This is a genomic window from Myxococcales bacterium (assembly GCA_016712525.1).
Lineage (GTDB): Bacteria > Myxococcota_A > Polyangia > Polyangiales > Polyangiaceae > JAAFHV01.
This window is the reverse complement of record JADJQX010000007.1, coordinates 1687986-1703091: the sequence shown is the minus strand read 5'-3', so window position 1 is coordinate 1703091 and position 15106 is coordinate 1687986. Positions and strand designations below refer to the sequence as shown.

General features: G+C 69.1%; 11 protein-coding genes. 7 read left to right on the top strand and 4 right to left on the bottom strand.

From position 1 onward, the window contains the following. Positions 1-23 precede the first annotated feature (23 nt). Positions 24-1010 (top strand): hydroxyneurosporene methyltransferase, encoded by a 987-nt coding sequence (locus tag IPK71_24320; GenBank protein ID MBK8216863.1) that lies wholly within the window; start codon positions 24-26, stop codon positions 1008-1010. Continuing rightward, entirely contained in the window at positions 1007-1888 is an 882-nt protein-coding gene (locus IPK71_24315) for a DUF2817 domain-containing protein (GenBank protein MBK8216862.1), read from the top strand. The genes IPK71_24320 and IPK71_24315 overlap by 4 nt, the downstream gene beginning before the upstream one ends. A 42-nt stretch (positions 1889-1930) precedes the next feature. Here IPK71_24315 and IPK71_24310 read toward each other — a convergent pair whose 3' ends face one another. Further along, positions 1931-3241, bottom strand: a complete 1311-nt coding sequence (locus tag IPK71_24310; GenBank protein ID MBK8216861.1) for a zinc-ribbon domain-containing protein — start codon at positions 3239-3241, stop codon at positions 1931-1933. Positions 3242-3456: 215 nt separating this feature from the next. Beyond that, positions 3457-4518, bottom strand: a complete 1062-nt coding sequence (locus IPK71_24305) for a serine/threonine protein kinase (GenBank protein ID MBK8216860.1) — start codon at positions 4516-4518, stop codon at positions 3457-3459. 133 nt (positions 4519-4651) lie between these two features. Between IPK71_24305 and IPK71_24300 the strand changes: the two genes are divergently transcribed. Beyond that, positions 4652-4894 carry a peptidoglycan-binding protein gene (locus IPK71_24300; protein ID MBK8216859.1) on the top strand — a complete coding sequence of 81 codons (243 nt, stop codon included), beginning with the start codon at positions 4652-4654 and terminating at the stop codon, positions 4892-4894. Between the two features lie 44 nt (positions 4895-4938). Here the strand turns inward: IPK71_24300 and IPK71_24295 are convergent, their stop codons facing one another. Further along, positions 4939-5757, bottom strand: coding sequence for a nucleotidyltransferase family protein (locus IPK71_24295; protein ID MBK8216858.1), 819 nt, complete (start codon positions 5755-5757; stop codon positions 4939-4941). Further along, entirely contained in the window at positions 5754-8261 is a 2508-nt protein-coding gene (locus IPK71_24290; protein ID MBK8216857.1) for an O-antigen ligase family protein, read from the bottom strand. Before IPK71_24290 ends, IPK71_24295 begins: the two co-directional genes overlap by 4 nt. Before the next feature lie 278 nt (positions 8262-8539). On the opposite strand from IPK71_24290, the gene IPK71_24285 reads away from it, so the two are divergent. The 4 genes from IPK71_24285 (at position 8540) to IPK71_24270 (ending at position 15033) form a co-directional block, all read left to right on the top strand. Continuing rightward, positions 8540-10786: a polysaccharide biosynthesis tyrosine autokinase gene (locus tag IPK71_24285; protein MBK8216856.1), complete on the top strand. Its 2247-nt coding sequence runs from the start codon at positions 8540-8542 to the stop codon at positions 10784-10786. Between the two features lie 226 nt (positions 10787-11012). Next, complete coding sequence (locus IPK71_24280) at positions 11013-11978, top strand: GDP-mannose 4,6-dehydratase (GenBank protein MBK8216855.1); 966 nt, start codon at positions 11013-11015, stop codon at positions 11976-11978. Between the two features lie 46 nt (positions 11979-12024). After that, a complete protein-coding gene (locus IPK71_24275; protein ID MBK8216854.1) occupies positions 12025-13812 on the top strand; it encodes a hypothetical protein in 1788 nt (595 codons plus the stop codon). Positions 13813-13938: 126 nt separating this feature from the next. Continuing rightward, positions 13939-15033 carry a hypothetical protein gene (locus tag IPK71_24270; GenBank protein MBK8216853.1) on the top strand — a complete coding sequence of 365 codons (1095 nt, stop codon included), beginning with the start codon at positions 13939-13941 and terminating at the stop codon, positions 15031-15033. Positions 15034-15106: the final 73 nt, after the last annotated feature.

Sequence of the window (15106 nt, the reverse complement as noted above, 5' to 3'; positions counted from 1 at the left end):
TCAACGACCAGGAGTGACGTGGCATGACTCACCCGATCCAACGAATCATCGAAATCGCCGGGGGATACGCCCTCCCGCGCTGCATGCACGTCGTCGCCGATCTCGGCGTCGCCGACCACGTCGACGAGAGCCCTCGGACGGCGGCCGAGCTCGCAGCGGCCGTGGGCGCCGACGCCGATGCGCTCGGTCGGGTGATGCAGCTCCTCGCCGCGCACGGGATCTTCGAGGCTCGTGCGGGTGGCTTCGCGCACTCCGAGGTGTCGCGCTTCCTGCGCACGGATCACCCGGCCTCGATGCGCGCGTTCGCGCGGATGTTCGGGCTCCCCGTCAACTGGCAGGGTTACGGCGCGCTCTCCCACACCGTGGCGACCGGGCGCCCCGCGTCGGAGACCGTCTTCGAAGGCGGGTACTGGGCCTACTTCGCGAAGCACCCCGAGGCGAGCGCGGTCTTCAACGCGGCGATGGTCGGCAAGGCGCAGGGCGAGATCGGCGCCGTCCTCGCGACCTACGATTTCGCATCGGCGAAGCGCATCGCGGACATCGGCGGAGGAAAGGGCCAGCTCCTCGGCGCCATCCTCGGCGCTTCCCCCGGCGCCGAGGGGGTGCTCTTCGACCTCCCGCACGTCGTCGACGAGTCACGGGCCCTCGCGACGGATCGCCTCTCGCTCGTCCCCGGCGACTTCTTCCGGGACGCGCTCCCGTCCTGCGACCTCTACCTGCTCATGGACATCCTCCACGACTGGCCCGACGCGGAGTGCGAGAGCATCCTCAAGGCCGTGCGGAAGGCCGCGCCGAGCGGCGCGAAGCTTCTCGTTATCGAGCTCGTGGTCCCTGACGATCCTGGCCCGGCGTGGGCGAAGACGCTCGACATCCACATGCTGACGTTGCTCGGGGGGCGCCAACGGAGGACGTCGGAGTACGTCGCGCTCTTCGAGCGCACGGGCTTCACGCTCGGGCGTCAGCTCGTGAGCCCCGCGGGCACGTCGATCCTGGAGGCTTTGCCGGCGTGAAGGTCCCGACGGTCGACGAGGTGAGGACCTTCGCCCGCTACCACCTGTGGCGGCGGGCGTTCGACCACCCGGCGCGAGACCCCGCGCTCGACGTCGTGGAGCTGCCCTACGCGCCGGACGAGCTCGAAGCGACGCTGCGCGAGTCCGCTCGTGGCCTCGACGTCGACGTCGTCGAGCGCATTCCCTTCCGAGGCCGTGTGCACGAGGTGCTCTCGGTGGGGCTCGGGCCTCGGTCCGCGCGCGAGCGTGTGCTCGTGCTCGCCGGCGTACACGGGAACGAGCACGCGGGGGTCTTGGCGTGCCCCGAGATCGTGCGGCGCCTCCGCGAGACCGAGCTCCGCGACGTGCACGTACAAATCCTCCTCCCCGTGAACCCCGTGGGCGCGGTCGAGCGCTCCCGGTTTAATGGCGAAGGTTATGATATCAATAGGGATTTTGTTCGCTTTGCGACGCCGGAGGCGCGCCTCGTCCGGCGCGTGATCGAAGCGCTTCGCCCGACGTTCATCGTGTCGCTTCACGAGGGCCCGCAAGACGCGACGTTCTTCTTCGCGAACCCGGAGGTCGGTGAGGGACGCTCTGCCCGCCTCGCGCGTCGCCTCTCTGCCGCCGGGACGAAGCTCGCCACGCGAGACTACTTCGGGCGGGTGCTCTCTCCTCCGGGGGTCGCGGGGCCGAGCCTCACCACGCGCGCGCTCACCTTCGCCTGGGCGACCCTCCTCGGCATGCAAGCGACCCAAGGGTACGCCTCTCGCCTCGGGATCCCCGAGCTTACCCTCGAGAGCTCGTGGCGATCGCGAGATCGAGCGGCTCGCCTCGCGGCGCACGTCGCGATGGTGCTCGCCGTGGTCGACGAAGTCTCGGCGCCGCGCGCGACGTGACGCTCCGAGCGCGCGGGCGTCACGTCACGTCGTGCAGCGGGCTCAGAGCGTGAAGCTCTTGCCGACCTTGACCGGGCTCCCGGAGAACGCAGGCACGTGGGCGCCGCGGTACTTGCCCGCGATGCAACCGCCGACCGGCGTTCCGGGGAACGGACCCCCGTCGATGATCGCCGACTGCACGCTCCCGCTCGGGTCGAACGTTACGGTCACGTGGCCGGAGCCGGTGGGCCCGTCGGGCTTCTTGCAGCTCGCGATGTTGATGCCGCCGAGCGAGATACCTGCGGCGGCGCGGTCGAACGAGCCACCCCCGCCGGTCTCGGCAGGCTTGGTCGGCGCGGTCGTCGGTTGCCCCGCCTTCTTGCGGAGCTCTTCTTCGAGGGAGAGGGGCTTCGTCACCGTCGGCGTCACCGCGGCGACCGGCTGCGTGGTGGGCTCGGTCTTGGCCGAGGCCTTCGGGGCGGCCGCGACCGCGCCGTGACCCGAGCTCGGGATCGACGTGGGTAGCTCGCCCGGCGGTTTGGCCGTCGTCGTCTCGGTGGGTTGAGGGGTGGTCTGCGCCACCTTGGGGGTATCGGCGCTGGTCTGCGGAGTGGGCGACGCCGACGTGGTCGTCACCGGGTCGGGTCGGGTCGCGTCGCCGCTCGGCCGCGTGGCGACCACGGCGATGACGATGACGACACCCAAGAACACCGCGCTGCCGATGATGGCGAAGATGATGCCGCGGTTGCTCTTCTCTTTCGGCGCCTCGCTCGGCGTGGTCTCGACGACGGGAGCCGCCGCGAGGTTCGGTGCCGTGAGCGAAGGCCCGAACGCGCCTCCGCCTCCGAGGCTCAGGATGTCGTCGACCGCCGCGGACGGTTTGTCGTCCGATTTTTTGCCGGCGAGCGCGCGGATGTCGATGAGGCCCGATCCGTCGCCCGACGCCGTGGTCTTCGACTCCTCGGCGGCCTTCGCGGGGGCTGCGTCGCCCTCTTTCGTGAGCGACTTCAGCGAGAAGAGCACGCTCGACTCGTTGCGGCCGCCGGTGAGCTTGGCCTCGGTCTTCCCGCCGTCGCCTTCGCTTCCAGCGCTGGCTGCGTCTCCGAAGAGGTCTTTGCTCTTGTCGCGACCGCCTTCGCGAAGCGCGGCGCGCGGCTCGGACTCCTCGGACGAAGCCGCCTCGGTGACGTCGCTCCCCGAGAGGGCGGGGGCGTCGTCGGGGAGGGACTTTCGCTCCGTCGTCGTGGTCCCGTCTTTTCCGTTGACGACCATCGTAGCGCCGCACTTCTTGCAGCGAATCTTGACGACGGTGCCGGCGACCTTTTCGTCGGCGACGCTGAAGTTGGACTGGCACTCCTGGCAGGTAATCTTCATTCCTCGAACCGTGGCTCCGTGGGCGCGTTCTCGTGGCGAGTGAAGGCTCGCTTCTTCACAGTACACCGCTTTTTCCTGACCATTGGGCGCCTTTGAAACGGGGCCGTCGTTTCTTTCGACAAGTTCCGAGCGACGGGCGGCGCGAGGGTAGGACCGTGTAGGCGGCGCCGAAACGTCGTCCGCCCTTTTCGTCCCGAGTCGGACGCGGCAGCCGCTCAGCGCGCGGCGAGCACCGCGTGGAGGGCGCCCAGCGCGAGCGCCCCGGTCACGACGCCGATCGCGATCTCCCGACCGATTCCCCTTGATTTCGATGGCATCGGGCCCAGGCGGGTCGCGTTCGGGCTCGAGCGCATACGGAGGACCGTGTCCTTGCGGCTCTCGAAGGCGCGGTCTTGGGTGGTGCGGGCTCGTGCGAGCTCTCCGAGCGCGTCACAGAACCTCGCCGCGTCCGGGCGCGCCGTCGGATCCTTGTCGAGCGCGCTCATCACGAGGTCGCACACGGCTCGAGGCACCCAGGGCGCGACCGTCGAGAGGTGCCCGGGCTGCTCGTGGAGATGCGCCGCCACCATGCCCTCATCGCTGTGCGCGCGATGCTCGAACGGCGACGCACCGGCGAGCATCTCGTAGAGCACGAGCCCTGCGGCGTAGATGTCCGTCTTCGACGTGGCGCGCTTCGCCTCGAGCTGCTCCGGCGCGGCGTAGCGAATCGTGCCGGAGAAGTGCCCCGTGCCCTTGTCGTCCAGGAACGCGACGACCCCGAAGTCGATGAGCTTTACGACCGGGGCGCCGTGTTTCGGCGTGTGGAGGAAGATGTTCTCGGGCTTCACGTCCCGATGCACGACCGCGACCTCGTGGGTGTGGGCGCAGTGGAGAGCGAGCAAGAGCTGACGCGCGATCTCGTAGGCGACGTCCGGAGGAAGGAGGCCCTTCTCGTCGAGCACGTCCCGGAGGTTCTGCCCGACGAGCAGCTCCATCACGTAGAAGGGGACGCCGTCGTCGCCGCGGTCGAAGTCGTATACCCGCACGATGTTCGGGTGCTCGAGCTGGGCGAGCACGCTCACCTCGTCGAGGAACATCTTCACGAAGGCGTCGTGCTGCGCGAGCTCCGGGTTCATGCGCTTCATGACGCCCTGGATTTTGGGCGGCTTGACGACCTGGTAGACGATCCCCATGCCGCCCTCGCCGAGCTTGCGCACGAGCTCGTACTTCGTCCCGAAGAGGCGCGCGCCGCTGCGGGGAGCGGCGGCCTCGGAGACGGAGCCAGGCGACGAGTTCACTCGGAGAGCTTACAGGAAAGTCCGGCGGGTGACACGAGGCTCGTCCGTGAAGCCCGACTTGCCTTCGCGCCTCGACCATTTCCTTCCGGGAAGAGCCAGGTAGAGTCTCGGCGTCACGAAAGGAGCTCTGCCTATGTCTACGGTTCACGAGTCGGAGAAGTTCGGAACGATCAACCTCGACGACCTCTCCGGGGTCCAAACGGCCCTCGCGTTGCTCGACTGCGATCCCGGTGAGATCGACGGCATCGACGGCCCGAAGACCCGCGCGGCCGCGAAGCAGTTCCAGGAGAACGCCGGGCTCGACGCCGACGGCATCGTGGGGCCGAAGACGCGCGAAGCTCTCAAGAACGCGCTCGACCAGCTCGCGTCGGTCTGATCCGAGCGCCCCTCGACCGACCCGCGAACGTGCGGCCCGCACCGTCAACGGCGAGCGCGGGCCGCGCCGTTCCGCCGGAGCTCGAACACGAGGGCGTGCGCGAGGGCAGGGGCCCAGTCCCGGGCGTCGTCCGACGCGGCCCTGCACAAGAGCCTGTAGACGACCCCCTCCGGGGCGCGGGAGAGCACGCCTTCGGCGGCGACGAAGGCCTTACGTGCTTCCTGGCGGAGGGCGTCGCGCACCTCTGCCCACATAGGTGACCTCTCGGCGAGGTGCGCGGCGACGACATACACGAGCGTGGCGGCGCGAGCACGGCGCGTGGCCGCGAGGAACCGCGCGGGGTCGAAGTCGCCCGCGAGCACGATTCTCCTGGCGTCCTCGACGGCACGCGCGCTCGCGCGGTCGACCTTGTCCTTGAAGACGTTGACCGCGAGCACGAGGGCGTGGTGCTCCGTGGAAGGCACGGGCACCGAGAACCCCATCGGGTGACGGACCTCGTGCGCCCCCTCGAGGAGCGTCTCGACCGAGAGGCGCGTGAGAAAGGGCGCACCGACGTGGCACTCGACGTCGATCGCGATCCCCCCGAGCTCGATCGCGAGCTTCTCGTACACGTCGTCACGCTCGAGCACGCGGAGGCCTCGCGCACGCACGGCCCGCTCGACGGTGCGAAGGTCCCGCGGCCGCACCCGCACGTCGACGTCCGTCAGGGTGCGCTCGGCGACGTCGTCGTAGAGGAGGAAGCCCGTCACGGCGCCTTTCACGACCACCACGTCGACGCGCGCGTCCTTGCACAGGTCGAGGAACGTGCGGAGCGAGCGCGCGGCGGTCATCTGGGCGACCCACGCGTCGCGCCGGTCGCTCAAGGGGCCCCGCCGCCGACACCGGGAGCGAAGCGCAGCCGCGCGAGGTTGTCCTTCTCCTCGGCCACGCGCTTCGCGTACTCCGGCACCTCCGGGTGGAGCTCCGAGAGCCGCGTGTAGGCGTGGAGGGTCTCGGCGTGGAGCTCGAGCTCGCTGGCGAGCCGCGCGTACTCGAGCAAGAGGTCGTCGTTGTCGGGGGCGCGGTCGACGGCCTTTCGGTAGAACGCGACGGCGCGGCGAGGCTTACCGCGCTCCACGAGCGTCCGCGCCGCGAAGGCGAACTGCTCCACGCACTCGCCCGGGGACACACAGCCCGCGTTCGCCACGCGGTCGATCGTCGCGTCGATCTCGCTCGTTTGGCCCGTCGCGTCCATGAGCTGGACGAGACGCATGAGGCAATCGGTGCGATCGTCGACCCTCGCCGAGGCCTCCTCGAGATCGTGGATCGCGTCCTTGGGAGAGCCCGCGGCAGCGCGGATTTCGGCCGCGATCGCGTACCCTTCGCACGTGTTCGGAGAGAGGTCGCGGAGCCGCGCGGCGAGCTCTTGCCCTCGCGCCTCGCACGCGCGCCGATCATGGCACCAGGGCGCGTCTTGCCGGAGGTCGAGGAGCACGTCGTGCGCGAGCCTCGTCAACGCCCCCTCCGAGCGCGGCGCGCGCCGCAAGAGCTCCTCGTCGAGCATCACTCGCGTCGCCGGGAGCCGATCCCCGAGCTTGCGCGCCAAGAACTCGAGGGCGTTCGGACCCTGCGAGTTGTCGGGCACGAGCTCCATCGCCTCGTCGAAGTCCGACACGAGGCGCGGGGCCTCGTTCTCGAATCCTTCGGCGAACTGCTGGGCCATCGCCAGCCTGTACTCGAGCCTCGCTTGAGAGGGGATCGATCGGTAGAAGGTGCGCGCCAGCACGAGGTGCACGGGGCCGTACGTCGGGCTCCGCTCGAGCGCGCGGGCGGCGAAAGGCAAGATGGGGCCGTCTCGGAGCGCCTGCCCCCGCAGCGCCGCGACATAGGGAAAATAGGGCTCTCCAGGGTGCCGGAGGGAGGCCGCGCGGAGCCTCGCGTCGAACGCGGCGCGAGGCACGCCCTTGTCGAGGGCCGCGTGCCGGAGCGCGTCCTGGTCGGCGTAGAGCTCTCCCTTCGCGCCGGAGAGCGCCATGACCATCGCTACGCCCACGAGCGCGAGCACCACCGCGGCGAACGGTCGCGAGGCCCTCGCCCACGCGGGGCGTCGTGTTCGTGAGGCCGGGTCGGCCGAGCCGCCCGTCACGATCGCGGCGCAGACGGACGCGAGCACCATGGCGCCGGGCAGCTCGGTCGAGAAGTCGACGAGGTTGTGCACGGCGAGCCCGATGAGCGCGGCGTACGCGCCGAGCGGCGGCTTCGCCCGTGAGAGGACCTCCTTCGGGGCGAGCGCGCGCGCGAGCAGCACGAAGGCGAGGATCGCGGCCGGGACGCCCCACTCTGTCGACCACTGGGCCACCACGTTCTCGGGGTGCGTGACGGTCACGAACCCCTCGCCCGTGCGGTATGCCGGGAACACCGACTCGAACGCCCCGCGCCCGACGCCGAAGACGAAGTGAGGTGGAACGATTCGAAAGGATTGGCGAATCGTCTCGAGCTTCGACACGTCGCGGCTCCCGAGCTCGACCCTCGCCTGCTCGGAGCTCGCGACCACGAGCAGGCCCACGCCGACCGCCATCGCCGCGAACACGAGCACCGGCGCGGCCCGGAGCCCGGCGCGTTGGCCTCGACGGAGCCGGTGATGGAGCACGCCGACGACCAGGGCCGAGAGCAACGTCGAGGCGACCCCCGCGCGCGACCCGACGTAGAGCTCCATCCCGAGCAGAAAGAGCACCACGCCGAGCACGACCAGGCGTTCCCTCGAGGACCGCGCGCCCGCGAGCACCCCGAGCCCGGTCGCGAGCCCGAGGTTCAAATAGCCGGACAGGTGGTTCGCGTTCAGGATGGGCGCGATGTGCGTGCCGAACTCGCTCTTCGGGCGGTAGAGGCCGAGCACCTGCTCCGCGCCCACGACCGGGTGGAGGATCGTCGCCGCCGCCATGAAGAGCGCGGCTCCGACCACGATCCGCTCGAGCAGCTCCGTTCCTCCTTGGGCGTGGGTCATCCGGTGCGCCGTCGCGAACACCATGAGGTAGGTGAGGCCACGCAGGACCTCGACGCGCGTGGCCGTGGGGTCGAGGCTCAGGGTGACGAGGGAGGGGCCCCCTTCGCCGAACCCTCGGAGGCATCGATCCCAAACGTCGGCGGTGGCCGGCGCGAGGGAAGCGACGATCCCGCGCGGGAGCGGGAGGGTCGTCGCCCACGTGAAGGCGACCAGGCCCGCGCCGAGCGCGACGATCGCCGTGGCGCTCGGCTTGGGGAGGAACGGACGAGCGCCCGGCGCGAGGAACGCGAAGCCCATGGCGAGCCCCGAGAACGCCGACACGAACGCGAGGGCCTGCGTATGCACGCCACCGATGGCGACGCCCGCGGTGAGCACGCCCAGCACGAGGAATCCTCGGGCGAGCAAGCTCGGCAAAGTGCGTTCGTGTCGTCCGCTCGGATCCATGGCTCGGGCGCGTGGCGTCGTGGGGCGTGGCGTCGTGAGAGGTGCGTGGAGGGGGCGGCAGATTCGAGCGGGAGCCTCTCCAGTGCAAGCCGTTTGGGCTAGCCACGGTGTGTGGGAGAATGTAAGACGCGTACGCTCGGCGAATGCGAGCCTCGAGGCCGGCAACACAGCTGGCGCCAGGGCACGGATCGGTTAAAGAGAGGCCCGGTTCTCAAGCGATGTCCACCGAAAGCTTCGATACGGAAGAGGGGCGGCCCAAGCCACGCGTGCAAGACGCGACGGCCGCGGCCATGCGTGTCCTTCGCGCGGTCCTCAAGGCGTGGCCCATTCTCATCGCCACGGCCCTGCTCGGGGCCGGCATCGCGATGGTCTACTCGAAGAGCCAAGCGCCCGTGTACGAGGCCGTCGCGTCGATCGAGTTCGACCCGGACGTCGTGCGCCCCCTCGCGGACAAGGCCGACCCGATGCGCGTCTTCGGCGCGTTCGTCGACAACCACGAGTACTACAACACGCAGAATCTCATCATGGGGAGCGACAAGGTCCTCTCCATGGTCGTCCGCGATTTGAACCTCACGCAGGACCGTGAGTTCCTCGGGCGCACCCCCGACAAGCCGGTCGCCACGGAGGACGCCGTCCTCATGCTGCGCGCGCGGCTCAAGATCGATCCGCTCATCGGCAGCCGCCTCGTCGCGATCCGCATCCAGGACACGAACCCTCGCATGGCGCGCAAGCTCGCCGAGGGGGTGGCCCGCGCCTACATTCGGCAGAACCTCGAGAAGACGTCGGTCGCGACGGCCGAGGCCGTGGTGTGGCTCGGCGGTCAGCTCGAGCACTTCAAGGTCGAGCTCGAGCAGAACGAGAACCAGCTCCACGAGTTCAAGAAGCAAAATCAGCTGCCGTCCTCCACGATCGAGGAGGTCAGCAAGATGATCCGCGTGGAGATGCAGGACTACGACCAGGCTCTCACGCGCACCCGCACGCGGCGGCAGGAGCTGTCGGCCCGCGTCTCCGAGCTGCGTAAGGTCACACCCGACAACCCCGATCAGGTGCCGGCCTCGGAGCTGCTGTCGAACGCGTACCTCACGCAGCTCCGCGCCGCCTATCAAGCGGCCGTCCGCGAGCGCCGCGAGCTCACCGTGCAAGGGCCCGAGGGCAAGGGCGAGAACCACCCGCAGGTGAAGCGCGCCGACGAGAAGATCTCGCAGGCGCGTCGCGATTTGCTCGAGGAAATCAAGAACATCCAGGGCGCCATCGAGCGCGATCTCGCCATCGTGCAGCGCCAAGAGGCGGGCGAGTCCGGCCTGTACGAAGAGACGCGCAAGAAGGCGGTCGAGCTCAACCTGAAGGAGCTCGAGTACCGCCGCATCGACCGCACCCGGCAAGAGAACGAGAAGCTCTACACCGTCCTGCTCGAGCAAATGAAGCAGGCCGACCTCATGCGAATGATGAACATCAACAATGTTCGCATGGTCGACCCGCCGCAGGAGCCTCAGGCCCCGATTCGCCCGAACGTGCCCGCGAACGTGGCCGGTGGCGCCGTCGCGGGGCTCTTGCTCGCGCTCCTCGTCGTGGTCGTGCGTGAGCGCCTCGACAACTCGGTCAAGACGTCCGACGACGTCGAGCACGAGCTCAACACCACGTTCCTCGGTCTCTTGCCGACGCTCGACGCCGGAGAAGAGAAGAAGGTCCGCCGCGCCGGGGCCGATCGTCCGCCCGAGCTCGTCGTGCACCACGAGCCGCTCTCGGGCATCGCCGAGGCCGCCCGTACGCTCCGCACGAACCTCCTCTTCATGAACCCCGACCACCCGTACCGCATGCTGCTCGTGACGAGCGCGGCGCCGGCCGAGGGGAAGACCACCGTCGCGTGCAGCATCGCGATCGCCCTCGCGCAGGGCGGTCAGCGCGTCTGCATCATGGACTGCGACCTCCGAAGGCCGCGCCTCCACCGCATCTTCGATCGCTCCGGCGACGCGGGCCTCACGAACGCCCTGGTCGGCGAGGCGACCATCGACGAGATCGCGCTCCCGACCGAGGTGCCGAACCTCTACTGCATCCCGGCCGGCCCCATCCCGCCGAACCCGGCGGACATGTTCCACTCGGAGAAGTTCAAGCAGCTCCTCGCCGAGCTCGGGGAGCGCTTCGACCGCGTCATCCTCGACAGCCCGCCGCTCGCCGCGGTGACTGACTCCGCCATCATCGCCAAGCTGGTCGACGGCGCGGTGTTCGTCGTCCGTGCCTTCAAGACGTCGATGGGCATCAGCAAGCAGGGCCTCCGCGCCCTCACCGACGTCGACGCCCCCATCGTCGGCTGCGTCCTCAACGCCGTCGACTACCGAAAGGCGTCCAGCTACTACTACCAGTACTATTCGTACAAACGTGAGGGATATCGGCCACTTCCGGGTTCCGTGAGCGAGCCCGAAGGCGGCGCCTCCACGCGGCCTCCCGCCGCCCCGCCACCGAACTGAGCCAGGTCGCAACGCACTCTCGTGCGTTCCCGCGCGACCTCCCCCGAGCGCCCTCGTACCTCCCATGAGCTCCGAGGGCGTTCGTGTGTGAGGCGCCGTCGGGGTGGGGCCGTGCGCAGTTGGGCAAGCTCACGAAACACCCTGGAAAAATTGCCGTGAGGCCCGTGTGCGCTCCGTCGTGAATATGCTAGAGCACGCCCGCAACGTAAGTCGGGAGAAGATTGCGATGAAGTTCTTGATCACGGGTGGGGCGGGGTTCGTGGGGTCGCACTTGGCCGAGGAGCTCCTGCAGCAGGGGCACAAGGTGGCCATCATCGACGACCTCTCCACGGGGTCGATCGAGAACATCCAACACCTCAAATCGAGCTCCAATTTCTCGTACGTGATCGACTCGGTCACGAACGTGGGCCTCTCGGCCGAGCTCGTCGACGGCGCGGACCGCATCTACCACTTGGCCGCGGCCGTGGGCGTGAAGCTCATCGTCGAGAGCCCGGTGCGCACCATCGAGACGAACATCCGCGGAACCGAGATCATCCTCGAGCTCGCGGCCAAGAAGAAGAAGCCCACGTTCGTCGCGTCGACGAGCGAGGTCTACGGCAAGAGCACCACGTTCCCCTTCCGCGAGGACGACGACCTCGTGATGGGCGCCACCACCAAGGGCCGCTGGAGCTACGCGTGCTCCAAGGCGATCGACGAGTTCTTGGCGCTCGCCTACTTCCGCGAGAAGGGCCTCCCGACGGTGGTCGGCCGCCTCTTCAACACGGTCGGTCCCCGCCAGACGGGCCAGTACGGCATGGTCGTCCCGACGTTCGTCCAGCAGGGCCTCGCGGGCAAGCCGATCACCGTCTACGGCGACGGGCAGCAGCGCCGCTGCTTCGGGCACGTCAAAGACGTGGTCCGCGCGCTCGCCGGCCTCATGCAGACCGACACCACCTGGGGCAACGTCTACAACCTCGGAAACCCCGAGGAAATCAGCATCTTGGACCTCGCGCGCAAGGTGCGCGAGCTCACCGGCAGCAAGAGCGAGATCGTCCACATGTCGTACGACCAGGCCTACGAGGTCGGGTTCGAGGACATGACTCGCCGTGTCCCGGGCATCGAGAAGGTCGGCGACGCGATCGGCTGGAAGCCGCAGTACGACCTCAACAAAATTCTCGCCGACGTGATCGCGTTCCACCAAGCACGGAGCTGAAGCGGCGCGCGCCACGTACGAACCTCGAACGATCGAAGAGGGAAGCATGCTCACGGTCCTCGCGGCACTCGGAATCACCTTCGCCCTGTCTCTCGTGATGACCCCCGTCGTTCGTGCGGTCGCACGAAAGACGGGGTTCGTGGCGAAGCCGAGGGCCGACCGTTGGCACTCGAAGCCGACCGCGCTCATGGGCGGCGTCGGCATCTACCTCTCCTTCATCGTGTGCTTCGTGGTGCTCTACTCGCGGGGCATCATCCCGCGCGGCGCGCTGCTCGTCATCGGCGCCTCGTCGATGGCCGTCTTGGGCTTCGTCGACGACATCGTGCAGCTCCGCCCCTACGCGAAGCTCGTCGCGCAGATCGTCGCCGCGATCGTGCTCACCGCCTTCGGGGCGACCCTCCAGTGGACGCCCTGGGCCCCGATCAACCAGGCCATCACGGTGGTGTGGCTCGTCGGCGTCACGAACGCGATGAACCTCCTCGACAACATCGACGGCCTCTCGTCGGGCATCGGGGTCATCGCGGCGCTCTTCATGGCGTACTTCTTCTACGCGTCGGGCCACGTCGGTGACGCGGTCATGCTCGCCACGTTCGCGGGGGCGCTCCTCGGGTTCCTCGTCTACAACTTCAACCCGGCCTCCATCTTCATGGGGGACTCGGGCAGCCTCTTCATCGGCTATTTCCTCGGCGGCGCGGCGCTCTACCACCCCGCGGGAACCGGGCAAAATCGGCTCTTTTCGATGCTCGCGGCGCCGGTGCTCATCCTGGCCATCCCGATCCTCGACACGACGCTCGTCACCATCACCCGGAAGCTCCACGGTCGCCCCATCTCGCAGGGCGGGCGGGACCACACCTCGCACCGGCTCGTCGCCCTCGGCCTCTCCGAGCGCGGCGCCACGGTGACGCTCTACCTCATGGCCGTCGTCGCCGGGCTCATCGGCGTGGTCGCGTGGAAGGCCCCCGTGGCCGTCTCGGCCGGGATCGTGCCCCTCTTCCTCATCGCGACCCTCTTCGTCACGTCGTACCTCGGTCGCGTGAAGGTGTACGCCCCGGTGACGAACGAAGCCGCGGTCGAGGGGCGCGCCGTCGTCCCCACGATGGTCAACTTCAACTACAAGCGCCGCATCGTCGAGGTCATGCTCGACTTCGCCATCATCGTGCTCGCGGCGTACTCGGCGTTCCTCCTCCGCTTCGACGGCCAGCTCCCCGAGCCCGAGTGGACCCAGTTCCGCAAGGCGATGCCGATCGTCGTTTCGGTGCAGATTACAGCCTTCCTCGCGATGCGCATGTACGGCGGCGCGTGGCGCTACACGAGCCTCGCCGACGTTCGACGCATGTTCGCCTCCTGTTTCGTCGGCATGCTGGGGACCGTGGCGGCCATCGCGCTCGCGTTCGGCGGCCTCGAGGGGTTCTCGCGTGGCGCCTTCGTCGTCCAGGGGCTCCTCCTCTTCCTCGGCGTCGGGTCGACGCGGGTCGCGTTCCGCATCATGAGGGACTACTTCGTGAGCCGCCGCGACCAACAGAAGAAGACCCGCGTCCTCATCTACGGAGCGGGAGACGCGGGGGAGCTCTTGCTGCGCGAGCTCCGCAACAACGACGCGCTCGGTCTGCACCCCGTAGGCTTCGTCGACGACGACCCCCGCAAGGTCGGGGACGTCATCCACGGGCTCCAGGTCTTCAGCTCGCAGGGTATGGACAAGGTCGTCCGCGATCTCGCGATCCGAGAGGTGCTCCTGTCGACGGCCCGGGTCGAAGAAGAGCGCTTCGCGACGGTCGACAGGCTTTGCGCCGACATGGAAGTGAAGCTCCGGCGGGCCCGCTTCGAGCTCCACTGAGGGCGAATCTCCCGCGGCGTCCGTCGATGGCGTGCGTGGGGCTCGACGGACGCCGTGGCATTTGGCACCCTCTCTCGTGAGGGAAGAAATCCTCTCGTGCGGACGTTCGTCCGAGAGGGGCTCGCCATGACACCGATCGACGTCGACCTCTTGGTGTCTCCGGGGCACGCGGGTTTCCTCGCGAGCCCGGTGCTCGTCGTCGTCTTGGGCCTGCTCGTGCCCGGCCTCGGGCTCGTGGTCTCGGCCGGGCGCGCCCTTCAGGCGATCGCCTGGAAGCGCCGGGCCCAGCGGGCGGGGGAGCTGGAGGTCGGCTCCCTCGAAGCGGGCCCAGCCGTGATCGCGGGGGAGGTCTCGGTCGACGACACCGACGCCCCCCAGCCGGGTGTGGCCGTGCGGCTCACCATTCGGCAGGTCGTGTCGGGGGCGGAGGCGCGAGAGGTCTCGAGGCGGCTCGACGCGGGGCCGTTCTACGTGACCACCCGCGGAGGCGACGTGGTGCGCGTCGAGCCCGGCGCTGCGCCCGTCCTCGCGACGGGGCTCTCCACGCTGCCGGGGGGGCCCGAGCGGTTCCGCGTCGCCTCTCTCTCCGCGGGCGAGCACGCGATCTGCGCGGGTGAGCTTTTGCGAGGGTTCAATCCGCGGGCGGCTCAGGGCTACCGTGCGTCCGAGGGAGGGTGGGTCCTTCGGCCGCCGAAGGGTGCGAGGATGTGGGTCTCCGGGGCTCGGCTCGGCGAGGTCTTCGCCTCGCGCGCCACCGTCGAGCTCGTTCGGGCCGCCGTCTTTGCGTTCGGGCTCGTGCTCGCTCAGCTACTCTTCGCGCCCTTCTACCGCATGGCCCTTTGGGGAGAGCCGGCGACGTGCACCCTGGAGCGCACAGTGTCGTACAACGAAGGTCCCGAGCGTCGAATCACGGCGTACGGCTCGTGCGACGACGGCTCCACGCTCTCGGTCGAGGTCCGACCCCGTCTCGAGGAGCTCGTCGCGAGCCACGACACGGTCCGGGTCGTTCGGCTCCGGGCCCAAGGGCCGATTTGGGCGGGCGCGCCGAGGGTCTCGCTCGGGCCGACCCCCAGCGTCTCGTGGGTGCGCGTGGCGGCGCTCCTCGGCAGCCTCGGCATCGCGTGGGCGCTCGTGTACGCCTTCGTCGGCCGCGTCGGCCGGGCGCACTACGAGCGAAAACGGCTCGACGAGCGCATCGGCGTGCTCGAGCCCGGCTCGTGAGGTCGAATCGAAGGCGCGGCTCGTGCGTTCGAGCCCTCGCGCGACCACCCTCGTTCTCGCGGTCGCCCTTTGA